We start from the raw sequence: 25913 nt of genomic DNA on the forward strand, positions 1-25913 counted from the left end.
ACTTCTTTGCTTTCACTAAATTTTGAGGTGGGGATCTTATTGCCCGTTAATGCGGGATAAATGATTGCTTTAGGTTACTATATTCCATTGTAACCGTTCTTCTAAAAATTTTACACCTTTTCTATATTTGCACCTGAGTAATAATAGAAAAAGACAACTATATAGTTGTCTTTTTCTATCATTAATGATGTCCACCATGATTTCCTGCTTTCGGTTTCCCCATCATCTCTTTATTCATTTCCCATTTATGCTCTGCTAGCTCTTTATATGAAAGAACTTTCCCCTTATAGTTAGATACAAAGCTCTCTGCATCTTTTTTATTTTTAAATGAAATGACATTATAAGCCATCGGTGTCGTTATTGTTTTATCATATACGTAAGTAGCGTCTTCTAACGAAATCCAATCTTTCGAATCATAATCTCGAACAAATTTCTCTTTCGTCTTTTCACCTGAGTTGATCTCCATCCATTTATACATACAACCGATATCATCAAACTTTAACGCTTTTCCATTTTCTAAAATAATTTCTGTTGCAAATTGATTATCTGTTACCCCAATTTGACAAATATCACATTTATCATGTTTCTCATCAATGGCAACAGCTGCTGTTTCCTTTTTCCCACACCCGACTACCGTAAATACGAAACATAAACATATAGCAAGTACGACATATTTTACTTTCATCAATATTCCTCCCTAGAAACCGTATACTCCACGAAAAGAATACCAAAAGGTTGTGTGAGATTTGTGAAAAAACAATGTGCTTTTTGTAATATAGGAAACAAAAAAAGATGTGTAGTTATTTCTACACATCTCTCATCACTCACAACCTGTAATTAATAAATCATCTTCTAATTTAACTAATAATGTATCCTCACTAATTTCCTGTCCAACTTCTACATTTACCAATCTTATATTTCCACTAATCCCGACTGCAATTTTTTTAAGCTCACCGTCATTTTTTCGGATCATCAGTAATTTCTCCCATTCATATACGTAAGAAGATTCATTAATAAAAATCTCCTCTACTTTTCCTTCATAAGAGCTATAAATCTCTTCAATTCTCGTTTTCATATAACATCTACTCCCTATTTCACACTTCACTATTTTCATCTTATTCTACCATTCTTACGAGGAGCAGCTTACTTTTTAAAAATTCAAATTAACTACCATGAACAAAATGAACAAAATAAAAATTATGCTTCTAATGATGTTATTTTTCAAATTATTTACCATTTGAATAGATGCTTTTATTATAAATAAAAAACCTTTTTCTGAATTTTTATTCTATTTTGAAAGCGCAATCATTCTTTTGAGGGGGAAATTACATGTTAGCACTACTTGGATTTGCGATGGTATTTGTCTTTATGTTTTTAATTATGACGAAACGTATGTCAGCGCTAGTAGCATTAATATTAATTCCGAGTGTTTTTGCATTAATTGGCGGATTCTATGCCAATATGGGGCCTATGATGTTAGAGGGAATTCAAAAATTAGCACCTACTGGTATTATGCTTATGTTCGCTATTTTATATTTTGGGATTATGATTGATAGCGGTTTATTCGATCCTGTCATTAGTAAGATTTTAAAATTTGTAAAAGGAGATCCTTTAAAAATCGTTGTCGGAACGGCTATATTGACTATTATCGTTTCTCTAGATGGTGACGGTACAACAACATACATGATTACAGTTTCCGCAATGTATCCACTATATAAGCGCCTTGGAATGAACCCCCTCATATTAGCTGGAGTTGTTATGTTAGGGGCGGGGGTAACAAATCTTACACCTTGGGGTGGACCCACAGCTCGTGTTATGAGCGCACTTGGACTTGAGGCTTCTGAATTATTTACACCTCTTATTCCAGGAATGATTGCTGGTGCAATTTGGGTTGTTTTCGTTGCTTACTATCTTGGAAAAAAAGAAAGAAAACGTTTAGGAATTATGGATGTACAGTATTTAAAACAAATGCAAACAATGGATGAGCAAGCTGCAACTGTCGAAGCCGCAGTGCATAAACGTCCTAAACTTCTATGGATTAACTTTTTATTAACCGCTACATTACTTGTCTGTCTCATACTAGAAGTTATGCCGTTACCTGTTTTATTTACAGTCGCTTTTGCTATTGCTGTTATGATTAACTATCCAAACTTAGAACAACAGAAAGAACGTATTGCTTCTCATGCAGGGAATGTATTAGCAGTTGTTTCTCTCGTATTTGCTGCCGGTATTTTCACTGGTATTTTATCTGGAACAAAAATGGTAGATGCCATGGCTAACAGTGTAGTAACTCTTATACCAGATGCACTTGGACCACAATTGCCAATTATTACAGCTCTTCTTAGTATGCCATTCACATTTTTCATGTCCAATGATGCATTTTACTTTGGGGTATTACCTATTTTAACTAAGGCTGCTGCTACTTACGGAATTAGTGCAGCTGAAATGGGACGTGCTTCCTTACTTGGGCAACCCGTTCACTTATTAAGTCCTCTTGTTGCATCCACTTATTTATTAGTTGGAATGGCAAAAGTTGATTTTGGTGAACATCAACGTTTTACTTTATTGTGGGCAGTTGGAACGACAATGGTGATGTTGATTACTGGCATTGTAATTGGGATTATTCCAATATAAGACGCAAAAAACAGTAGAAGAAATAAATCCTCTACTGTTTTTTATTATGAAGAAACAAGAAAATACCGTCTCTCCGGTCTCCCCACACTCCCATATATTAGCTCTGCGTGGACTTTCTTCCCAGATATTAAATACTCTAAATAGCGCCTTGCAGTTGATCGACTTACGCCTACCATTGAACTTAGTACCTCTGCTGTAATGCCTTCTTCATTAACTGTTAACATATGTTTTTTTATTTTTGCTAAAGTTAAGGGGTCTATCCCTTTCGGGGCATATTCCATTTCATTTCCCTTTACGCCTCTTTGAGACCATAAATGTTCTATTTGTTCTGTAGATAATTGATTATTTTTCTTCAGCTGCACAATCTTTTTTTGATAACTTTCCAAACTCGCCTTAAATCGATCAAACATTAGTGGCTTTACAATATAATCTGTTACTCCGCCCCGCAGGGCGTGCCTCACTACATCTGTTTCCGATGCCGCTGTAATCATAATAATATCTGTATCGTGCAAATGATGCCTAATATATGTGACAAGTTCCGTTCCTTGCATATCAGGTAAGTACACATCTAATAACACAAGCTGTGGCTTCACAAGCTCTAGCCATTCTTTCGCTTGTTCTCCAGTCGTTGCCGTTCCAATTACTTTAAATCCCTCAATTTTTTCAGTAAAACGACGATGAATGTCAGCAATCCGAATATCATCTTCTACAATTAATACTTCAATCTCCTCACCCATTACTATTCGCCTCTCTCTTTCGGTAGTGCAATAATAAATAACGCACCACCTAAATCCCCTTTTTCGATTGCAATACTTCCATTTAAATCTTCTACTAACTCTTTCACTTTTGCTAATCCATATCCTCGCTCTCCTCCTTCTTTCGTCGAAAAGCCTTTATAGAATATGCTAGTAATTATTTCATCATGAATCCCTTGCCCTGAATCTTCCACTTCAATTAATATTTCTTCTCCAATATCAGTTACAAACATCCTTACTCTCTTATCATTCTCTTCATTTTTTTCAATTGCTTCAAATGCATTCGTAATTAAATTTCCTAAAATAGAAACGACATAATTACTCTCAATATGTGGACTTAATTTGTGTAAACCACTTTCTCTATCTAGCATAAAATCAATCTTCAACTCTCGTGCTCTATTATAAAATCCAATTAAAATTCCACCTAGCCATGGATTTTGAATCCGCTTCATAATAAATTGAACAAAATCTTGATATACCGCTGTTTCCTTATGAATAAGCTCTAAAGCATCTTCGTATGATTCTAATTGGATAAGACCTGAAAGCGTATACAATAAATTGTTATATTCGTGCGCTTGCGCTCGTAATGCCTCTGTATATTGCTTCGTCTGAGATAATTCTGCTGTTAACTGATCCATTTCAGATTTCAAACGTAAGCTCGATACAACGCCAGTTACTTTATTCTTTACTTTAATAGGTAGACGGTTCGCAATAACAGCCTGTCCTTTTATATTTAATTGGCGATCAAACTGTTCTTCACCAGTTTGAAGTACATCTAGTATCGTTGAATTAGGAATTACATTTAAAATAAATTCCCCAATAATATTTTGTTGTTTATCTAGCGAAAGAATATCATAAGCTGCTTGATTGACTAAACTAATCATGCCATTTTTATCGATTACAATAATCCCTTCACGTACAGATTGAATCACTGTACTATGCTCTTCATATAAAGATGAAATTTCTTCTGGTTCCATACCGAACATCATTCTTTTTATACTTGCCGCTAAATATATAGAGCCGATTACTCCAATTAATAGGCCTATTATTGTAATCCAAAATACACGCTTTCCATACACCTCTACCGCTCCATGAATATCATCCATTGAAAATCCAACAGACACCACACCAATGATTTCATTTTCCTGATTACGGATTGGAACTTTTCCGCGTAATGAAGGGCCTAATGATCCAGTTGCTTTCGAAACATATGATTTTCCTTCTAATAAAACGCCTTTGTTATCTCCACCAATCATCGCTTCTCCTATTTTATCTCGCTCAGGATGTGCATATCGAATCCCCTCTTTATTTCCAACTACAATGAAGTCAGCCTCTGTATCCATTCGAATTCTTTCTGCAATCGGCTGAATAATAGAAGCTGGGTTTTCTTTTTGAAAAGCTTCCTTTATTTCAGGTATAGCAGCAACTGTTTTCGCAACATGCAAAGCCCTTTTGCCAATTTGCTCTTCTACCGTTTCAGATAATATGTAATAAAATAAATAACTCGTTAGCATAAGTACAACTAAAATAAGTGTACTAATAGTTAATGTAATTCTCGGTTGGAGTTTTAATTTTTTTAATTTCAAAACCATTCCCCTAACATGATTAAAGATAGAATTTAAAGAATATACAGTCTCTTTAATTATACTTAATCATAACACGGTTACTCTATATTTCTTTCTTTTTCTCTTCATAAAAAAAGAAACGAAGTAAAATTACTACCTCGTTTCTTAACATTCGTTATTACACTTTAAACTTACTAATCATCTCTTGTAATTCTTCTGCCATTTGTGATAAATGGACTGCTGCTGCATTTATTTCATCTACTGAAGCTAATTGTTCCTCAGAGGAACCAGCAATATTTTGAACGCTTGCTGCATTTTCTTCAATTGTAGCTGCAATTTCATTAATAGATGCACTTACTTGTTTTGCATCTACCGTCATTTGTTTTGCTACATCTACCATGTTATCAATTTGTACAACTGTATCATCCGTAGATTTCAATATTTCAGCAAAGCTTTGCTTCGTTTCATTTGCAACTACAAGTCCTGATTGTACTTCTACTCCAACTTGATTCATAGAGCTTACTGTTTCTTTTATATCAAATTGAATCTCTTTCACTAGTTTCCCAATTTCCGTAGAAGACTGTCCTGATTGTTCTGCTAGCTTTCGCACTTCATCTGCTACAATTGCAAATCCTCTTCCTTGCTCTCCAGCTCTCGCAGCCTCAATTGCCGCATTTAACGCTAATAAATTTGTCTGTTCAGCAATATGTTGAATCACTTCAAGGATTGCTCCAATTTGTTTCGACTTATCGTCTAACAAACCAATGATTTTGTCTGACTGCGAAACAGACTCATGAATTAATTGCATTTGATTCACAGTTTGTTCAACTAACTTCCCACCATTTTCAGCTTTTTTCTTCGTATACATAGAGGCTGTAGATACTAATGAAGAACTATCTGCAACACGCTGAATTCCTTCTGTAACTTCTTCTAACAATGTTGCTCCTTCTTCAACTTCTTTCGTTTGTATTTCTGCACCACTTGATACTTGCTCTATCGCCTGTGTAATTTGTTCCGTTGCTTCGCTTGTCTGCTTCATACTAGCTGTTAATTCTTCTGAAGATGCCGCTACATGACTTGCTGAAGTGTTTATATTGGAAATGACACTTTGTAACGATGCAGCCATCTCGTTAAAACTTTCTCCTAGCTGCCCAATTTCATCTTTAGAATGAACTGTAATTGACTCTGTTAAATCGCCTTCACTAATCTTTTTCGATGATATAACAAGTTGTTTTAACGGACTAATAATAGAAGCAATTATGAAGTAAATTAAAATCCCACCAATTACTAATGAAATACCAATAACAGTTATTGTTTTATAGAAAATAGGGTTAGCTGCTTCGATAATTTCTTTTGAAGGCATAATTCCTGCTATTTTCCATCCAGTTTTCTTATTCGTTTTAAAAGTGATATTGCGATCTTCACCATCTAATGAATAATAAAAATCTCCAGCTTCCTGTTTATACAATTCTTTACTAAGTTTCTCTTCTAATTTCTCTCCTGGCTTCATTTTCGGGTGCGCTACTACATTTTTATCTTGATCAAATATCGCTACATATCCTTCCTTACCGATATTAACCATCTTGGAAGTAGTAACAATATTATTAATGATTAAGTCAATCCCAAGAACTCCACTTTTATCCTCGTTTTGTTTTGCTAGTGTAATAACAATATTCCCTGTCGTTTTTGACTTATATGGAGCAGTTACAATTACCTCTCCACTTTTCTTCACGGCCTCTTTATACCAATCTCTTTCTGTAGGATTATATCCATCTGGCATCTGAATAGCTGGTGATTGAATGAACTGTCCATTACTAGATCCTGTATAGATTGCTTCCATTTCTGGATGCAGTTTATTGTATTCTTCTAGTTTATTTTGTATGTTTTGAATTTGATCTGCTTGGTAACTTGATTGTGTGAATAATTTCGTAAAATAAGTTGCATCTACTTTTTTACTATCCAATTCTTTATTAATTACATTATCCAAGATTTTTATATTATCTTTCGCCGAGTTTAAAATCGTTTCATTAAAATTCGTCTTCGCCTGTTGATAAGACGTCCAACCAATTACAATACTTGGAAGAATTAAAATGATAACAAATGACACAAGTAACTTTGTTTTTAAACTACTACTCCTTAATTTCCCTTGAAACATATTTCTACCCCTCCATACCGTTTTAAATGTAATTATCTCACATTTAATTTATTTATATAAATTACACGATTAATTGTATTAACTCTTTGTCTCTTTTTCTATTAAAGAGTTAATACATACCTTTTTCATTCTATATAAATTAAATAATTAAAACAATATATAAAAATGTATATTATTCGAAATATTATAATTCACAGAAGAACCTCCAGTATTTCACTTACTAGAGGTTCTTTCCACCTTACTATTCTTTATCTTTTTCTACTTCTTTTTTCTCATCTTCTACTACAGATACAACAGGTTTATCACTTGATAATTGTTGTACCGCTCCTTTTCCAGCAAATCCTTCTAATAGCTCTTTTAAGTCAATTCCAGAAGAAGCTTTTAACGTTTCTTGCATCGTTGCCATTAAATCAGTTGCATAACCCGCAACTTTTCCGGCGCCGCTATTTTTACCACCGCCGCCTGTATCAACAACTGTAATTTTATCAATGTTACTAAGCGGACTTGCAACTTCCTTCGCATAACTTGGAAGCATTTTAAGAACCATATCCATAATTGCCGCTTGGCCATATAACTCAAATGCCTCTGCAATTTTTTGCTTCGCTTCTGCTTCTGCTAAACCTTTTAATCTAATAACATCTGCTTCCGCCGTACCTTGTGCTTTTTGTACTTCCGCTTTCGCTTGACCTTGCGCTTTTTCGATTTCCGCCTTCGCTAAACCTTCTACACGTACTTCTTCCGCACGAGCTCTCGCTTCAGCTTCAATCTTATATTGATCCGCATCTGCCTTTTTAATTTGTTTTACTTTTTCTGCTTCCGCTGATTGCTCAACAGCATAGCGATCTGCATCTGCTTTTTTCTTAACTTCTGCATCATATTGCTTTTCACGACGCGCAATCTCTTTTTCTTCTAACTCGATTTGCTTTTCACGCTCAATGATTTTAACGCGCATTTGCTCTTCTGTAACACCTTGTTGTGCTTTCGCTTGTTGTAATTCGTAAGAAAGATCCGCATCTGCACGGGCTTGCTCTTGTTCCCTCTTATAGGACTGTACTTTTAATTCTTTATGTTTTTCAGCTTCAGCGATTTGTGCATCACGTTGATATTCTGCTTCTTTTGCCTCTTTTTCAGCACGTGCTTTTTCAATACGTGCTTCTTTTTCACGCTCTGCGTTCGCAATTGTTGCATCACGCTTAACGGTCGCAATTTGCGGCTGACCAAGCGCATCTAAGTATCCGTTTTTATCCATTATTTCTTTAATTGTGAAAGAAACAATGCGAAGTCCCATCTTCTTTAAATCTGTAGAAGCTACTTCATGTACCTTTTGAGCAAATTGCTCTCTATTACTATACGCATCCTCTACTGTCATAGAAGATAAGATTGCACGTAAGTGACCTTCTAAAACCTCTTTTGCTTCTACTTTTAACTCTTCCGTTTCTTTTCCTAAATATTGCTCAGCTGCAGTAGATACTTCTTCAATTGTAGAACCTACTTTAATAATAGAAACACCATTTACTGTAACTGGAACACCTTGCTTCGTATACGTATCACGTGTACCAACTTCTAATTTGTAGTTTAATAGGCTTAAAGGTTCTGCTCTTTGCATAATTGGAACTACGAAAGTACCGCCCCCGCGGATAATCTTAATCTTCTTTCCATCATCAGTGGTAACAACATTCTTTCCTCCACCAAGCCAGTTCCCTGTAACAATTAACGCTTCATCTGGACCAACCGTACGATACTTCGTAATGAATACTAAAATGAGTAGAATTAAAATTGCCAGTAAAACTCCACCGATAATTAATGGAATCGTCATGTAAATTCCCCCTTATAATTTTGGTTTCTTTAAAGAATAAGCGATGTTTTGTACAAGTAAAACACCATCTTGGACTCCCTCGATAATAACCTCTGTTCCTTGCGAAATATCTTTTTTTCCAACTGTTTTAGCTGGGATTGCATTACTTCCAAATTGGGATGAAATTAATACTTCACCAAATCCTTCTGTAGGAATTGTCGTAATGACTTCTCCTTTGCAACCGATAAATTCATCCATACGTTGTACGGTATTTTGCTCTGCTTCTGCAATCGGTTTTAAAATTAGTATTTTCATGATGAAAACACCGATAAAAGATATAGCAAATGCAGCCCCAAAAATAGTAATACTATTAAAGGAAAACAAATATTCTCCTATATAACTAAGCCCACATAACATGGCGAAGAAACTAAGTAATAAAGTAACAACGGATACAGCTCCGCCCCCAAAACTAAATATCGATTCAAATATATCTCCAAAGAAGATATAAATAACAGTGAGTATAGTAGCAATAATAAATCCATATAAATAAATTGTTTCAAGTGGATAACCAAACAAGACCATTTCTTATCCCCCTTTCTTAAACAATCCCTTTTTTGTTATATGTATGCCCCACCTCTTTCAAAGATTATAGTTCTTAATTTTCAGTTATTTACCTTTTAAAGAAAAGCCTGTAAGACAGGCCTCTAAAAAAGAACAGGAGAAACCTATTGTGACAGGCTCCTCCTAGAAAATAACCGATATATTATATATCTATATAATATACTATTTTCCACAAAAAGTAAAGTTAAACATACATTGGAAAGACACTTATTTTACTGATAATTTGTACGTTCCATCACCATTATCATATTTATATACATACAAGTAATACTTGCCTGGTTTTGCATTAAATTTCGCTTCTATATGATTCCCATTGGCTTGACCGTAAGCTGCATAATTTTGCATATCTGATTCATGGTGAAGTACCCATGTCATCCCAATTCCATACTCATTTAAAACAGAAATGTCGATATCTTTCGCTGATGCTACATTAAATGTATAAACATCAGTGTGGTCCCCGCCAATAAGACTGCCTTTTATCGTACTATTTAGCCCGATACGATTTGCTTCTTCTGGACGATTATTTGGTTCTGATTCTGTTAAACTTCCATCTTTAATCGTAACAGTTGTTTCGCTTCTGCTCTCTTTGCCTTTATCATCTTTTACTCTTAACGATACTTTATAAGAACCTTCTCTTTCATATACATGTACTGGATTCACTTCTGCACTTGTGCTTCCATCTCCAAATTCCCATAAATAAGAAACAATTTTTCCATCTTCATCGTTTGAGCCATCACTTTTAAATTGAATTCCCTCTTTTACAAGACCGCTATAAGGGCCATTTATATTAACCGTTGGAGCTTTATTTTCTCCATCATCTTTTGCGATTCCATGGAAGACTACATCATATTCAAATTCATTTGAACTATTCACACGATAATTGACGAAGTATGCTGTAACAGTTTTGTAGCCACTCCATTCTTTTTGCGCCAATTGTTCTAAAGATTCATTTACTCTTTTACTCATTGCTTTCCAATCTTCTGATTCACCTTTTGTGACACTACCTGTATACGTACCTTCTAATGTAAATGTATTAAAGAATTGAGAATTATGTTTTGTCATTTTTGTATCTTTCATAGGCAACGTACCACTAATTTCTTTTTTCACTTCAGTTAACGATTTCGGTGCATGTTCAGCTAAATAATCATCTGCTACTTCCGGTACATTATATTTATCTTGATTATCAATTAACTGCTGCATATACTCTTGATACTCTTTATTTAACTTAGGATCTTTACTTAGATTTTCACGATATGCATCATAATTTTTCACGTCATTCGCACGAATCAAATCTTGAATTTTATCAAATGTTTCAAACTGATGCGTATATAAGTAAGACTGCAATGCGAACGAGTAATTATAGAAATCCCAAGAACCGTATTTAGCAAATAGTGTACGCTCTGCTGTATAACGGCTTGCAGGATCAGATGATAATCCGCTAATTATACTCTTTCTTGGTACAACGTTATTCGTACGAGTAGATCCTGCGAAAAACTCTGCATTTCCTTCTTGGAACCAAGTTAGCCTTTCATTTTGATACATATCTCCTCTTCCAAATAAACCAGGAACTTCATATCTCCCTTGCAGATAATGAGTAAATTCATGACGGAATAACTCTTCTAAACTATAAATACTTTGCTCTGGTGTACGCTCATATGTAAAGAATGTACCTGTCTCTTCAATATAAATTCCACCGTTGTTTGTTTCATATCCATACAATTGTCTATTTAACTGATATTCATCTGGACTATTATAAATTACGATCGTTAATACATCATCCGCATTTCCTGGCTCTAACGCTTTGTCATTTCCAATTACACGGTGATACTGTGCCTTTACTTCCTTCGCAGCCCAATATAGTCTCTTAATTTTTTCTTCTGATACTTTATCTCCTGTTTTGAACACAATTGATCCATCGTCGAATGTATACGTTTTTGGTAAGTATTGCTCTTTTCCTTCTTTACGTATTTTCTCTAAATCTACTGTATTCCCGCTATAATCTTTACCATTATAATTTGTTGTAATTTGTTCTACCGCAACAAAATACGGTTCACTTAAGCGCGGGTACATATGCATTGCTTGTGTAACAACCTCTAATCCTTTATTTGGATTACTATGAAACTTCCCTAAACGGCTAGCAAAATAAATGCCATTATTAACAAGCCATTTATTTTCTGGCGTTACTCCATTTAGAAGAGCAATACGATTTATTTCATTAATAAACCCATCTACTTTTCCATACCACATCGTTTCATTCGCTTCTTTACGAGCTTCAGTTAAGTACGACTGTATATCATAGTCAATACCTTGCATGATATCGTATATTGCTTGTCCCTTCATTCGATCATTTACATAAGTAGTATAATTATCATTGTATTGCTTTAAAATATTCGATGCGTATTGAACCGTTTCAACATCGCTTGAAGCATTACTAATTAATTTACCGTATGCAGATACGACTGTATCTTGTTCAACTGTACCAAGCTTAAAGTTTGGATTGTTTGCGATTGCTTTTAAAGCAGGTAAACATTTATCCTGGAAGCTTCTTTCATTTAAGTCGCTTAATTCACTATTATAAAATGCAAGATAAAAAGCTGAACGCAGCACTTCAGTAAACGTTTGAATTCCTTTTGAATCATCTTTTGTAAATGTACTACCTCTATGAGCTAATTCATCTATAATGACTTGCATTTTTCCTTTATCTTTATAAAAAGCCTTTGCATCTTCATTAAACTGGAATAAGTCTGTAATTTGGTGCCACTTAATACTGCCTAACGTTTCAACTAATTCTCGATCATTCATTTTGTTTAAATCAGCCATTGAATAGCTTTCTTTAACTTGCTTTACTGCAGTTTTCTTCGTAATAGATGCTGGTCGCTGTGAAAAATCTCCTACTTTTAAACGTTCTTGAAATGATAAAGTTTCATCAACTTTTGAAATATGTCCAACTTCATCTACCGACTTTTCAATTCCAACCGGTTTCGTTTTCAACACGTTATACGGTACTTTTTCTTCCGCTGCTGCATGAGTTTGAAGTGCGCCTAACGATAAAGCCATTGTACTAATGCTAAGCATCACTTTATTGATCTTTGATTTCTTGTTCATATCCTTGCCCCCTATTTTAATATTCCATTCAAGAATTTAACATAAAATCTGGATGTAACAATATAAAATGCAATATTTCATATTATTTCTTCCTATAATTTGTACATATCGTGAACACATTGCTCTTTACCTCCCTAAAACAAATTGCATCCTTTCACATTATAAAAAGGTAATTTTTTGACAATTAAAAACTTAATTGTTATGATTATTATAATTGTTAACTTTATTAAATAAGGGTGGGATTCTATGATAAAAAAAGAAAACAGTGTATTTTATATCTCCTTCTTGCTAACAACATTATTCATTATATGGGGAATTACCCCAGCAAGTTGGATACAAGGCTACGATTTACAAAGTGTTACATCTTCTTTAAACTCATTTATCCTCAATAAATTTGGGTGGTTTTACTCTCTACTTATGACTACAATGATTATTTTGGCTGTTTATTTAGCATTTTCTAAGTACGGTTCTATTCGTCTTGGTAAAGATGGAGAAAAGCCAAAATATAATTATCCATCTTGGCTATCCATGTTGTTTGGGGCAGGAATGGGAATTGGACTCCTCTTTTATGGAATCGCTGAACCGATTTCACATTTTACAGATCCATTAACAGGAAAAGCGGGGACAGAGGAAAGTGCCAAACTCGCTATGCAATATTCATTTTTCCACTGGGGACTCTTTCCGTGGTCACTATACGCAATGGTCGCTTTAACAATTGCATATTTCACATTCCGCAAACAAAAAGGTAGCACTATCGGGGCTACAGTTACTCCATTATTTAATCGATCGAAAAATTCTCGTATCGGAAAGACAGTTGATATTCTAGCTGTTTTAGCCACAGTATTTGGCATTGTGCCATCTGTTGGGATTGGTGCTCAACAAATTGCTGGAGGATTAAGCTATTTATTCCCTTCCATTCATAACACTTTACTTACTCAGCTCGTACTTATAGCTATCTTCGCTGTTTTATATTTAACGAGTGCACAAACTGGCTTAGATCGTGGGATTAAATATTTGAGTAACTTGAATTTCTCTCTTGCAGGTATTTTACTCATCTCTTTCTTACTTTTAGGACCAACTGTATTTATTATGAAATATTTCACATCTACACTCGGTTCTTATATCGGCGCTTTACCTAGTATGGGATTAAATTTAGGAGCATTTAATGAAAAATCTTCTTCTTGGATTGAAAACTGGACTATTTTCTATTGGGGATGGTGGATTTCTTGGTCTCCATTCGTCGGTACATTCATCGCTCGTATTTCTAAAGGGCGCACAATAAAAGAATTTATTTTTGGAGTTGTATTAGTCCCGACTCTTATCTGTACATTTTGGTTTGCAGTATTTGGTGGTACCGCAATCCATATGGAAATGTTCCAATCGCTTGGAATAGCTGATGAAATTGCAAAAAATGGTACAGAGATTGGATTATTTGCTGTTATTTCACACCTACCATTCTCTACATTTTTAACGATTATCGGGTTGATTCTAGTAGCCACATTTTTCGTTACTTCTGCCGATTCAGCAACATTTGTCGTTTCCATGCAAACGAGTAACGGAAGCTTATCACCGAAAAATAGTTTAAAACTTATATGGGGATTAACAATCGCGATAATTGCCGCTATTTTATTACAAGCTGGAGGATTAAATGCACTACAAATCGCAGCTATAATTGCTGCGCTACCATTTTCTATTGTAGTCGTTCTTATGGTTACTTCACTCTTTAAAGAGCTACGAAAAGAAGATGTTAATTTGCAAACGAAAGAAGTGCCGAAAAAAATAAAAAAGGTTATGTAACGATTGGCGCCTCAAATCACTTCTAAATCCGTAATAAAACCCATTCATATGAAACATTTTCATATGAATGGGTTTTTCACTCTATTATATAGTGTTGTAAACATGCTTTTTCCTCAAAACCTACTTTCTTGTACAATTTCATCGCACGATCATTATTCGTATTCAAACATAGTACTATCTCTCTCATCCCTTGGAAGGAGAAAATATACTGAATTGCCCCTTGTAATATTCGCTCTCCGACACCTTTTCCATTTATATCCCCCTTAAAAAAGACATTATCATAAGCCTATTTCAAAATGAAACTGCCATGATAATGTCTTCTCAAAAACTTATACAATTATTTTACAATATAATAAGATAACACGTTATTTATTTCTTAAATAATCTCTTTCTAAATACAAACATACTCAGTGCTGAAAGAACTAATGCTACGCCTGAAAGTAACTTTGATGTATTCGCTTGTCCACCTGTTGCTCCTAATGATTTCTTACTTTCTTCCTGTTTATTAGCAACTGGTTTATTTTCTTTCACAACTTGATGATTCATGTTTTGTTCTTGGACTACTTCGGATGGATTTACTGCTTCTTTTGAACCTTCAATTTCTTTTCCTGTTTCTTTCCCCTCCGCTTTCGACTCTTCAACTCCTGTTGTTAGCTCGTCCACTTCTTCTTTTGGCTCTTCAACTTCTTTTGCCGGTTCTTTCACTTCTTCTTTCGATCCTTCAACTTCTTTTACCGGTTCCTTCACTTCTTCTTTTATTTCTTCAACTTCTTTTACCGGCTCTTTCACTTCTTCTTTCGATCCTTCAACTTCTTTTACCGGTTCTTTCACTTCTTCTTTCGATCCTTCAACTTCTTTTACCGGTTCCTTCACTTCTTCTTTCGATCCTTCAACTTCTTTTATCGGTTCTTTCACTTCTTCTTTTGCTTCTTCAACTTCTTTTACCGGTTCTTTCACTTCTTCTTTTGTTTCTTCAACTTCTTTTGTTGGTTCTTTCACTTCTTCTTTTGTTTCTTCAACTTCTTTTGTTGGTTCTTTCACTTCTTCTTTCGATCCTTCAACTTCTTTTACCGGTTCTTTTACTTCTTCTTTTTCCACTATATTCTGTATAACTGTTCCGTTAAACCTTATGCTAATTTCATCAGAATCTAAATCAAATTTATACACCTTTTCACCTGGGGTATTCCATTTTATTACTCCGTTATTAAACGTCCCTCCCTCACTTGCCAATTGAATATTTTCAATACTTTCTCCTTCTAAATCATATACAGGAACTTGAATTTCTTCGTTTATTTTTGCATCATTTAAAATGATATTTTGTCTTCCAACATCAATTGTAAACCACTGACCTAATTGTATTAACGGCCTTACATCACGAATCTCATTCCCAGCTAAATTTAAGCTAAATAAGTTTAGCATGGAACCAATAACCGTTACATCTTTAATATGATTGTCCGCAAGATTTAACCACTGTAAATTTTCCAATGAAGATAATGGTGTTATATCTTCAATTTGATTATGAGATACATTCACATTATTCAATTGTTTCAAGTTTGAGATGAACTCAATATTTTTCAGACCTACTCCTTCTAAAGTGAGTTTTTCTAAGTTCGTCATGTACTCTAAACCTGTTATATTTTTTATCTCATTTCCATTTTCTTTAAGTATCTCTAATTTTTTAATCTGTAATAAATCTTCTTTTGTAATAGGAGCGTTTAAATTCTCTCTACCTAAATTCTCTTTATTAATATGTTGTTGTAAAGTTTTATCGAGAATTACATTTTCCTTTTGTTCATTATCCTCTTTTATTGTTTCCTTGATTTCGTCTAATCTTTCAACAACATTTTGAATTACTGTTCCATTAAACTTAATACGGTTCTCTTCTGGCTTTATATCCAACGTAAATTCGTATGTTTTTTCACCAGTAGTCCCCCATTTAACAGAACCATTATTAACTATCCCATCTTCACTCTTCAATTGAATAGTATCAAGTGGCTCTCCTTGTAAATTATAGATAGGTATTTTAACTTCCTTATCTTTTTCTACATTATCTAAAAAGATTTTTTGTCTTTGAATATCGATATATATTCTTTTTCCTAGCTCTTGAACAGGTCTAACATCACGAATTTCATTTGAACCTAGCTTTAAATCATATAAGTCTGTTAAGTGACTGAGTGGCGTTATATCTGAAATATAGTTTTCTTCTAAATTAAGTGATTGTACAGTAGACAATCTTGATAAAGGTTCGATGTTTTCTAATTCATTTTTAGCAAGATCTAACTCTACTAATTTTTTCATTGATGTAATATGTTCAATATTCGTAAGTCCATTGTTACTTAAAGATAAGTTTTTTACATTTTTCAATTGCCCAATTCCAGCAAGGTTATCATTACTAATTTGATTATTTGCCACAGTCAAAGTCCTTAAAGATTTCACTGTAAATAATGGTTTAATATCTTTTATATAATTACTATTTAAATCTAGCATTTTAATCTTCTTCATTTGACTTAATGGGCTTAAATCTGAGATTTTATTGTTTCTCAAAGTTAAAAACTCAATATGCTCTAACTCAGCCAAAGGTCCAATATCTTCAAGTTCACCATAGGTTATACTTAATGATTTTAATTGTCTCAATTCCGAGATAAATTTTATATTTTTTAACTTAACTTCTTCCAAAGTTAAGTTTTCTAAGTTCGTCATATATTCTAGACCGCTTACGTCTTGTATTCCTTTATTTTTAGCTTCAACGACTATTAAAGATTTAACTTTTAATAAATCTTCCTTAGTTATTGGGGTATCTAGATTTTCTCTATTCAAATTATATTTATTAATATGCCTTTGTAGTTGCTTATCTACTATTACATTTCCAATTCCATCTTGTTGATCCACTTTATCCTCTTTATTTTCCTTTTGTTTTTCTGGAACATTGTTCTCTAAATTCAATGTATTTACTTCAAACTGTACTTGGTACTTATTATCATAGGTCATTGTTGGAATATAAATATGCATTCGCATATTATACCTTTTTCCTAATTCCCCTACTTCAAACTGAATCACTTTCGTTCCATTTTTCTTTTTATCTTCTGATATTACTTTCACATCATGAAACACACCTGGAGTATGAATATCCTCTGTTTTCAAGTATTGAAAGAAATCACTATCACTTAATGTTGCTGTTACAATTTTCTTTCCATTCTCAATTGTTAATTTCGGATCCTTTATATAAACAGCTGCCATAGACTCTTCATTCGTTTTATCTTTATACGCTTTAATAACAGCGTCATATGTACCATCTTCTAAACCTTGTCCAGTTTTATTCGCCTCAATTGCTACTGCCGCTAAAGCAGGTGTTGAATAAACAGCAAACGGAAGTGATAACGCTGCCGCTATAATCATTGCATTTATACGTTTTCTTTTATTTTGTTTCAACTTTACATCTCCTCCGAAATATATAATTCGAAATGTAATCATTTCTCGAATAAATGATAATGATTTTCATTATCATTGTCAACTAGGAAAATAAAAAGTTTACAAAAAAAGAACCTCTTTAAAAGAGGTTATGCCATTTTCTCACCTGATTCTTCTCTAAAAAAGCTTTTCATCGCATGAAATACGTCTGCTTTTTGCTTTAAAATATAGTATCTAAAGTTTTCATCTTTAATATTTTTATAGGCTGACATGAGTGTACTATGGCGGTTGTACTGGTTTAATTAGCAGGGATGTAACCAAATTTAAAAGTATACTTTATTGCAAAGACCTACCTGTAACTTTATAATTTTCACCTCAAGAAATAATGTCCTCCCATAAGTAACATTATATTTTAGATTAAATAATTATTAATTTCTCCTATCTCTTTACACCAAAAATAACAGCGTATTTTTTATATACTCAATTACCGAAATCTCAAATGTCTTAAATATTTTCTTATCCCTAATCACCGAGTACGTTTATTTCTCTAAATCACTGTCCATAATAATAAACAACGACAATCCCTTTATCCCTAAGATACAAGCTCTTTTCCAAGAGTATCAAACTCGGTGATTAGGAAGGAGTGGTATACCACTCCTTCCTAATCACCGAGTAGCAAAAGAATTTTCATCTACAGTTCAACCCAAATACCGATACATCAATAACGAAAAAACAGCCACCAATGTGTGATAGCTGTTTTACAAAATCAAGCTGATTTGTTTTTTTACATCACGCTTTGAAAAATCGGTTCGTAACTGTAATGAAATATCATACTCGTTACGCTTTTTATTTTCTTTAATGGATACAGATTGAATGAGAGGTAATAAAAATCGTCTTTTATCCATATCGCTTATTTCTTGAAGCTTGACATCATCTTGAAATACTTCATTCAAAGTATGTAACCATATTTCCTTACTTTTCTCGACTTTTTCTTTGAGGGTGATTTGCTGTTTAAAGTTGTTTATTTGTTGTATGATCCCATCTAGTTTTCGCTGTACATCCGAACGATAAATCGCCAAAGACTTCAAAAAACGTTTATCGTCATTATTTTTCATACGCTGTTTGAGTTCTTCTGTAATATTGTGAAGCTTGATGATGTGGTTTTCATAGAGACGCTGATGTTTTTGAATATTGTTATTCAGTTCTTGTATCTCATACTGAATTTTTTGTTCTATCGCATGATATACATTATGAAATCCACTTATTTTCACATCAGTAAGTGTTTGATTCACTACTTTATCATGAAGGAGGTTTGCCTCTATTCTTAATTTACAGTTAGGGCAGAAATAAATTTTCCCTCCATACTTTTTATTTGTAGAGCTTACTGTTTGTTGATTCTTTGTTTTCATTAATTCTTGGCACTTTTCACAAGAAAGCAGCCCTTGTAGCAGAAAACTTGTCTTATAATGCTTAGGCACCATGTTTCCATTACGTTTCTCTGAATATATACGCCAACATGCTTCCCATGTCGTTCGTGAAATAATTGGTTTCACATAGTGATTCGGGGCTTCAATCCAAATATCCCTTTCATTTTGCTTTCCATCTGTTTGTCGACGCCATGATAATAAACCACAATAAAAAGGATTAAGCACAATCGCCTTTACATTCTCTTTCCCCCAATCTTTTCCGCGGCGGGAACCGTTAGGGAGTGTATGAGCAATATACTGAAACCCATGACCATTTACATATAAATTGAAGATTTCTTTTACATAGCAAAGCTCTTCGGTGTGTTCAATAAATTGCTCACTATTCTTATCATATGTGTAACCAAATGGCGGCTTACCACCAAGCCATTTCCCTTGTTTTGCTTTGTTTTCTAAACCTGATCTTGTTCTGGCTATAATGGTGTCAACTTCATATTTAGTAAAACCATCTTCCATAAGTTGCACAATCAAGTCAGTATCAGTATTGTACACACTCTCGGTTGAACTAATAATGATGGGAATATCTAGTGTCTTCATGACAATACGTATCGTTTGATGCTCAAGAGGATCTCTGGCCAAACGATCACTTTTATAAACAATGACAAAATCAAATTCTTTTCTTTTTGCCGCTTCGAACATATTTTCAAGTTCTTTCCTACTTGTAATTTTATTTTTACGAGCAGAAACAGCCTTATCAAGAAAAGAATGAGTATGAATGCAATCATATTTGCGAATCACTTCCATAACCGAATTCAATTGCATATCCATGTCTTGTTTATCCGTAGAATGACGGCCATAAAAAGCAGCCTTCATATTTGGTTGTAATATATGAGAAAGCTTCATGATGTTAACACCTCTTGAGTACGTAAGAATGGGTGTTTAAAAACAATTTCGCAGTTCTTTCCGTCGGTTTTAACTTGTTGTATTAAATCTTGAAAAAAGGAACCTAACTGTCGATTCTCCTTTATATCATCATAGGACAATGAGATAGAGGATTGGTAATTACTTATCTTTTCACGTAATTGCTTTACATCACTTAATTCCTGTATTACCTGTTCTTTTTGTTTTTTATATTTTGCCAGCTCATCATACAGAGCCATAATTTCGATTTCTTTCTGTTCCTTATAAGGTGCATCAGTTTCGTGATACCACGTATCTACTTTTGTAATTAACTTTTCATTCATAAGCTTGATTTTCTCTTCAATGGTTTGTATTTTCTGTTTTACTTGCTTCTTAGCATCCTGTTCATATCGATCAAATAATTCATAGAAATGAGAAGTGAGTAGGCTATGAAAATATTCTTTGCAGCGTTCAAAGACTAATGGTTCAATTGTACTCTTAAAAACGTAAACTGAAGAATGGTTTAAACATTTATATTTTAAATTGTCTTTTCTTCTAGCCTTTACCTTTTGTAATGATTCATTACATTTCGAACAAATTAGTAAGTCTTGCAATGGAAATAACACTTGTTCGAATACATAATCTTGGTGAGTCTTTTTGGGAGATAAAACAGTGACAATACTACATGCTTTTTCCCATGTATTCTTATCAATAATGGAAAGTCTTTCATATTTACTAGTAACATCTTCATCAAAAAATATTCATAGTACGCAATCCAATATATGTCGGGTTTAATGCAATTTTTCTTATATCAGCCGAAGTCCAAAACTTACCGTTTTCCTTCAAGCCTAATACACTACAAAGTTCTTTCAAGGATTCATATTTTCCCGATACAAGCTCTTGATAAATCCTTTTAACAATTTGTACCTGTTCATCAATCAATTCAATTTCTTTCGTTTCTTTATTCCATTTGAAACCATACGGAAGACGTCCTGGGTTTTTACCACTTTGAAAATTTGACTTTAATGTTTGCTTTAAACGTTCAATAATTTGTTCGCCTTCACGTTGGGCCATACCCGCCATAATTAATTCAAGATACTCACCAATTGGTGTGTAGTAAACTGGTGGCTCATTTGGTGCAGTTAAAATAACATTTATCTTCTTATTTCTTAGTATTTGATAAATTTCATAATACTCCATTACATTTCTTACTAGTCGATCTCGCTTAAATACAAATAAGGTTTCGACATTATTATTTTTGATATCTTGTAATAATTTTTGTAGGGCTGAACGCTTTTTTAAACCGATTTTTCGGGCTGATACCGCTTCATCAATATATTCTTCATCGATAATCAATGCCATATCAATGGAGCGAGTAAGAACTGAATTTTGTTGCATTTCGATTGAGTTTTCCTGAGAATCAATTGAACTTCTATAATATGCAACGGTCTTCAATTCAGGACCTCCTCTCATGATGTTCTATTTACACTGTATGTATCAAAAATAGCAGCTAGTCCTTATTAATTGCTTTAACTAATTCTTTTTCAACAATCTTGATATATGCTTCAAACCACTTTCGAGCTGATTCTGGATCATGAACATAGCTTACTGATGTAATTGTAATTTTCTTTTGCTTATTCATTTTACATATTCCTTTCAATAAATCCGTGGAGGTTAGTCTTATGATAAATGAAATTGGTAAACACATTCGTACACTTCGCACTCAAAAAGGAATTGGATTAAACACTTTTGCAAAACAGCTTGGTGTATCACCAGCTTATTTAAGTAATCTTGAAACGGGAAAGACGGATACCATTCAACTTTCATTATTACAAAAGCTACAAGATGAGCTTCACCTCATTACAATAGATAATTCATCCTTAACCCTTGATGAAACAAAATATAGAATTGCTCGCGCAAGCACCCTATTACATAACTTGATACAACAGGATAAAGCACTTGGATATTACTTATTAGAAACTTTAGAGAAAGGTATTGATCTATCTCAAGCTTCACCTATCCTCCATAACAATGATCAAGATTATTATTTACAGAACTAAAAAAGCTATTCACAATAAAAAACAATTATTTATGTTGATGAATAATTTAACGAAAAAAAGAAGAGCATATCTCTTAAGAAAAGAGAATGCTCTTTTTATTTTTCATCTTCTTGGCAACTTATTGCTGCTTCAACTATAGACCTTAAAATTGGATTTTTCTTTTCCCATTCTTGTTGAAACCATTCTTTTTGTTCCTCTTTTTCCATTAATGCAAGTGGTGAATGAATAATGACTTTTGTATTACCAAATTGAAATTCTTTCATCATATCCCCCCTTGCATTATATGTATGCAAGACAGGAAAAAAGACGAACTATCATTTTCATAGGACAAGCTAGCCATACATATCTATAACAATAATAATAATAGACAAGTTGGTAGGTGAAACTAATGTACCATCCACAAGAACTTGATGTATTCATCTATTTACGTAAAAGTCGAAAAGACCTTGAAGAGGAAAAAAAGGCGATAGAACATGGACAACATTATGATACACTTGAACGTCATCGTACTCAGTTATTAGAACTCGCTCATAAAGAGCATCATAATATTATTGATATCTTTGAAGAAGTTGTTTCCGGTGAATATATATCTGAACGACCTATGATGCAAAAACTTCTTCGTGAAGTAGAATCAGGTATCGCTGATGCAGTTTTAGTAATGGATTTAGACCGTCTTGGTCGTGGGGATATGGTAGATCAAGGGACCATTTATCGTGTGTTTTGCTACTCAGAAACATTCATCATTACACCAACAGAAATTATTAATCCAAATGATGAAAATCAGGAATTAACCTTCAGTATCAAATCTTTAATTGCTCGAGAAGAATTAAAAACAATTGTTAAACGGATGCAGCGTGGTAGAAGAGCTTCTGCAAAAGAAGGAAAATCTATCTCTCGCGTGCCAGCTTATGGATACTTACGAGATAATAACTTAAAACTTTATCCTGACCCTGAAAAAAGTTGGGTTATACCGATAATCTTCAAACTAATGGTAAATGGAATGGGAAGACAAGCAATCGCTCAAGAATTAGACAGGTTAGGTATTTCTCCCCCCAAAGGTGAATATTGGAATCCTTCAACTATCTCTTCCATTACAAAAAACGAAGTATATCTTGGTCACATTATTTGGGGAAAGATACGTTATACCAAACAAAATGGGAAATACATTCGAAAGAAAGTGCCGAAAGAAAGATGGCAACGACATGATAACGCTCATCCTCCACTTGTATCAGAAGAGTTATTTCAAAAGGCCAATATGGCTCACAGTAAACGCTGGAGACCTCCCACAATCAAAACAAAAAAACTTTCCAATCCATTGGCGGGCATCTTATTATGCGAACTATGTGGTCATTCCATGCTTTATCAGCCTCGAAAAGATCGACCTAATCCTCAAGTGCGTTGCGTACAGCCATCGTGTAAAGGGATTCAAAAAGGGGCTGCTTTGGCACTCGTTGAACAACGCATACTCGATGGATTACAACAAATTATTGAAAGCTTTGAGATACAAAAAAATATGGTAGAAAAAAAGCAGTCAAAAAATAATATTCAACTACAACAAAAGGCTGTAGAAAGAAAGGAGCAACAAGTTAATGATTTACAAAAACAAAAAAATAAACTTCATGATTTATTGGAGAAGGGGGTATACGATATTGAAACTTTTTTAGAACGACAAAAATCTATTGTACTACGTTTAAAAACTACTCAAGAAGAAATTGAACAACTTGAGCAAGAAATTAAATATATAGCAGAAAAAGAGAAACATATGCATGAGTTTGTTCCAAAAATACGTAATGTATTAGAAGCGTATTATGTAACAGAGGACATTGACAAGAAAAATCATCTTCTCAAATCAGTACTTGAAAAAGCAACTTACTTAAGAAAAACAACTTGGAATAGAAGAGATGAATTTGTCATAGAATTATACACCAAGATTTAACTTAATATACTATTAAAATTAATAACCCCCATCATCGTTTTGATCAAAAGTTTATAACCTTCTCTTTATTTAGATATAAATTTACCTTAATAGTAATTTAGTACTTCAAACTCTTAGCACATAGGGAAAATATTTTATATTCAAAAAAAGAACCAACCTGTATAAGTTGGTTCTTTTTCGCTACTTATTACTATACAAACCCATGTTAATTAAATTTACCTTGCAATATTCTTATAAATTCAGTACGAGATGTTATAACTATACACATACCAAAACCTGTACTTTTAAATAAACATATAAAATTCATTTAACTATAAAGGAAACTTTCTCTTTTCAAGTAAATCTTATACATCTGGTAAATCTTTATCTTCACTACATAGATATTCCGTAGTATTAAGTTCAACACTATTTTGGACTGAAGCATCGATTAAATTTCCCACACATAAAAAAGAAAAACAGTATAGAAAATAACGAAACTTTTTCAATATTCCCCTCACTATATATACCCCTATCTATGATTTTGTTAAAGTTATTGCTAAATTAATCCCCTTTTTATATTGCCCAGTATTATTATAATAAACAAGTAATTCATGCCCACAATTTTCTAACTCCTCATATTTCCCTTTTTCTAAAAAAAAAGGGAAAGCAATTTGTTCTAGGTATTTATAATATGATTCATCATCTTCTAATTTTAAATAATATTTTTTCAACAAAACATTATAATATTCATTTTTTATTTTCTTAGAAATACCTAATCCTTTATTCAACATGGTTATAATTTCTTTTTTCGACAAGTCAATCATTAATCCAGATCTAATATAACCATGTAAAGATTTTAAATAGCTAACAGTATATTGATCTTTTAAAAATAAAGCCTGCCTGTAATATTGAATAGATTCCTCAAATTTTTCTCTTTTATATAACTGATAAGCTAAATTATTATATAATTTAGCTTTAGTAAAATCATCCTTAAAAAAATTACAGACCTCTAGTAATTTTTGATAATCATCAAAAATTACTGAAAAATCATCAATACACTCATCTTCTATTAACATGAGCATTAATATTTTCACATCATGAATTCTTTTAAAATGGTTAATTTCTCTAAAATAATCCAATGCCTTACTAGCATAAGAATAAGATAAGACTTTAAAATCTAAAGAAAAATAGGTAAGTGCCAAATGATAATAGTATTCTTTACAATTGTAAATATTTTCATTTATTTTCTTGAGATAATTTAAGGCCTCTTGATATTGATTACTCTTAATAAAAAAAATTCCGTATACATGATGCAGCATATCCATTTCAAATTGAGGTAATTCTTTGCATTTCCCCCTTAAAATCCCCAACAATTTTTCACATCTGTTAGTATCATTTTTATACAAATAATACCTAGATTCTAATATTTGATAAAGAGGATAGTAAATGGTTTTTTCTAGCAACTCTACTTGTTCTATTTCGATTTTTAACCTCTCTATTTGCTTATCATTTTCCTTAATAAGATAATCATGCCATTGATATATTTTTTTGTGTAAATCTGAAAATTTATTCTTTTCTAAAGATATATCAATCCCCAATCTTTTACACAAAAGTGTAATGATCTCGGAAGATACATCTGTCGTACCTTTTTCTATTTTGCTAATATGAGTTTTCGAACAGATACCTTCACCTAGTTTATCTTGAGTTAGACCTAGCTTTTTTCTATAAAAAGCTATGATTTCTCCTTGGTGCATTACATTCCTCCCATAACATTAATAG

At 33.1% G+C, this 25913-nt stretch carries 19 protein-coding genes and 2 pseudogenes; 4 read left to right on the forward strand and 17 right to left on the reverse strand.

Annotation, left to right across the window (positions count from 1 at the left end):
- Positions 1–181 precede the first annotated feature (181 nt).
- On the reverse strand, positions 182–685 hold the full coding sequence (locus B9A45_RS27475) for a nitrous oxide reductase accessory protein NosL (protein WP_000865666.1): 504 nt from the start codon (positions 683–685) through the stop codon (positions 182–184).
- Between the two features lie 135 nt (positions 686–820).
- A complete protein-coding gene (locus tag B9A45_RS27480; RefSeq protein ID WP_000857377.1) occupies positions 821–1075 on the reverse strand; it encodes a hypothetical protein in 255 nt (84 codons plus the stop codon).
- Between the two features lie 254 nt (positions 1076–1329).
- Between B9A45_RS27480 and B9A45_RS27485 the strand changes: the two genes are divergently transcribed.
- Positions 1330–2634, forward strand: coding sequence for a CitMHS family transporter (locus tag B9A45_RS27485; RefSeq protein WP_000880474.1), 1305 nt, complete (start codon positions 1330–1332; stop codon positions 2632–2634).
- Positions 2635–2678: 44 nt separating this feature from the next.
- Here the strand turns inward: B9A45_RS27485 and B9A45_RS27490 are convergent, their stop codons facing one another.
- The 6 genes from B9A45_RS27490 to colA form a co-directional block, all read right to left on the reverse strand.
- Positions 2679–3371 (reverse strand): response regulator, encoded by a 693-nt coding sequence (locus B9A45_RS27490; protein ID WP_000503463.1) that lies wholly within the window; start codon positions 3369–3371, stop codon positions 2679–2681.
- Positions 3372–3373: 2 nt separating this feature from the next.
- Positions 3374–4981, reverse strand: a complete 1608-nt coding sequence (locus B9A45_RS27495) for an ATP-binding protein (protein ID WP_080024498.1) — start codon at positions 4979–4981, stop codon at positions 3374–3376.
- Between the two features lie 151 nt (positions 4982–5132).
- Positions 5133–7109: a methyl-accepting chemotaxis protein gene (locus tag B9A45_RS27500; protein ID WP_000486213.1), complete on the reverse strand. Its 1977-nt coding sequence runs from the start codon at positions 7107–7109 to the stop codon at positions 5133–5135.
- Between the two features lie 241 nt (positions 7110–7350).
- On the reverse strand, positions 7351–8925 hold the full coding sequence (locus tag B9A45_RS27505; protein WP_000155019.1) for a flotillin family protein: 1575 nt from the start codon (positions 8923–8925) through the stop codon (positions 7351–7353).
- Positions 8926–8937: 12 nt separating this feature from the next.
- A complete protein-coding gene (locus B9A45_RS27510; RefSeq protein ID WP_000242433.1) occupies positions 8938–9486 on the reverse strand; it encodes an NfeD family protein in 549 nt (182 codons plus the stop codon).
- A 246-nt stretch (positions 9487–9732) separates the two neighbouring features.
- The gene (gene colA, locus B9A45_RS27515) at positions 9733–12630 is read right to left on the reverse strand and encodes a collagenase ColA (RefSeq protein ID WP_084065522.1); all 2898 of its coding nucleotides are present in this window, start codon (positions 12628–12630) and stop codon (positions 9733–9735) included.
- A gap of 246 nt (positions 12631–12876) precedes the next feature.
- On the opposite strand from colA, the gene opuD reads away from it, so the two are divergent.
- Complete coding sequence (opuD, locus tag B9A45_RS27520) at positions 12877–14427, forward strand: glycine betaine transporter OpuD (RefSeq protein ID WP_000591579.1); 1551 nt, start codon at positions 12877–12879, stop codon at positions 14425–14427.
- 76 nt (positions 14428–14503) lie between these two features.
- Here the strand turns inward: opuD and B9A45_RS27525 are convergent.
- The 7 genes and pseudogenes from B9A45_RS27525 to B9A45_RS32970 all read right to left on the reverse strand — a co-directional run.
- Positions 14504–14674, reverse strand: a pseudogene (locus B9A45_RS27525) (GNAT family N-acetyltransferase); the annotation flags it as partial.
- Between the two features lie 122 nt (positions 14675–14796).
- Entirely contained in the window at positions 14797–17856 is a 3060-nt protein-coding gene (locus B9A45_RS27530) for an NEAT domain-containing protein (RefSeq protein WP_084065523.1), read from the reverse strand.
- Between the two features lie 128 nt (positions 17857–17984).
- Positions 17985–18137: pseudogene (locus B9A45_RS31890) on the reverse strand (sporulation protein YhbH); the annotation flags it as partial.
- Between the two features lie 456 nt (positions 18138–18593).
- Entirely contained in the window at positions 18594–20162 is a 1569-nt protein-coding gene (locus tag B9A45_RS27535) for a recombinase family protein (protein WP_084065524.1), read from the reverse strand.
- Positions 20159–20773, reverse strand: a complete 615-nt coding sequence (locus tag B9A45_RS32960; RefSeq protein WP_256891718.1) for a hypothetical protein — start codon at positions 20771–20773, stop codon at positions 20159–20161. The genes B9A45_RS27535 and B9A45_RS32960 overlap by 4 nt, the downstream gene beginning before the upstream one ends.
- A 136-nt stretch (positions 20774–20909) precedes the next feature.
- Positions 20910–21614 carry a recombinase family protein gene (locus tag B9A45_RS32965; RefSeq protein ID WP_256891719.1) on the reverse strand — a complete coding sequence of 235 codons (705 nt, stop codon included), beginning with the start codon at positions 21612–21614 and terminating at the stop codon, positions 20910–20912.
- A 55-nt stretch (positions 21615–21669) separates the two neighbouring features.
- Positions 21670–21801, reverse strand: a complete 132-nt coding sequence (locus tag B9A45_RS32970) for a hypothetical protein (RefSeq protein WP_256891720.1) — start codon at positions 21799–21801, stop codon at positions 21670–21672.
- Positions 21802–21841: 40 nt separating this feature from the next.
- Here B9A45_RS32970 and B9A45_RS27545 point away from each other — a divergent pair, with 40 nt between their 5' ends.
- Positions 21842–22219, forward strand: coding sequence for a helix-turn-helix domain-containing protein (locus tag B9A45_RS27545; RefSeq protein ID WP_084065525.1), 378 nt, complete (start codon positions 21842–21844; stop codon positions 22217–22219).
- A 95-nt stretch (positions 22220–22314) separates the two neighbouring features.
- Here the strand turns inward: B9A45_RS27545 and B9A45_RS32380 are convergent, their stop codons facing one another.
- On the reverse strand, positions 22315–22482 hold the full coding sequence (locus B9A45_RS32380) for a hypothetical protein (protein ID WP_179135410.1): 168 nt from the start codon (positions 22480–22482) through the stop codon (positions 22315–22317).
- A gap of 125 nt (positions 22483–22607) precedes the next feature.
- Between B9A45_RS32380 and B9A45_RS27550 the strand changes: the two genes are divergently transcribed.
- Positions 22608–24155: a recombinase family protein gene (locus tag B9A45_RS27550; RefSeq protein ID WP_061885389.1), complete on the forward strand. Its 1548-nt coding sequence runs from the start codon at positions 22608–22610 to the stop codon at positions 24153–24155.
- A gap of 512 nt (positions 24156–24667) precedes the next feature.
- On the opposite strand, the gene B9A45_RS27555 is transcribed toward B9A45_RS27550, so the two are convergent.
- Entirely contained in the window at positions 24668–25888 is a 1221-nt protein-coding gene (locus tag B9A45_RS27555; protein WP_084065526.1) for a helix-turn-helix domain-containing protein, read from the reverse strand.
- Between the last annotated feature and the right edge of the window lie 25 nt (positions 25889–25913).

This window comes from Bacillus sp. JKS001846 (genome assembly GCF_900176455.1).
Classification (GTDB): Bacteria; Bacillota; Bacilli; order Bacillales; family Bacillaceae_G; genus Bacillus_A; species Bacillus_A cereus.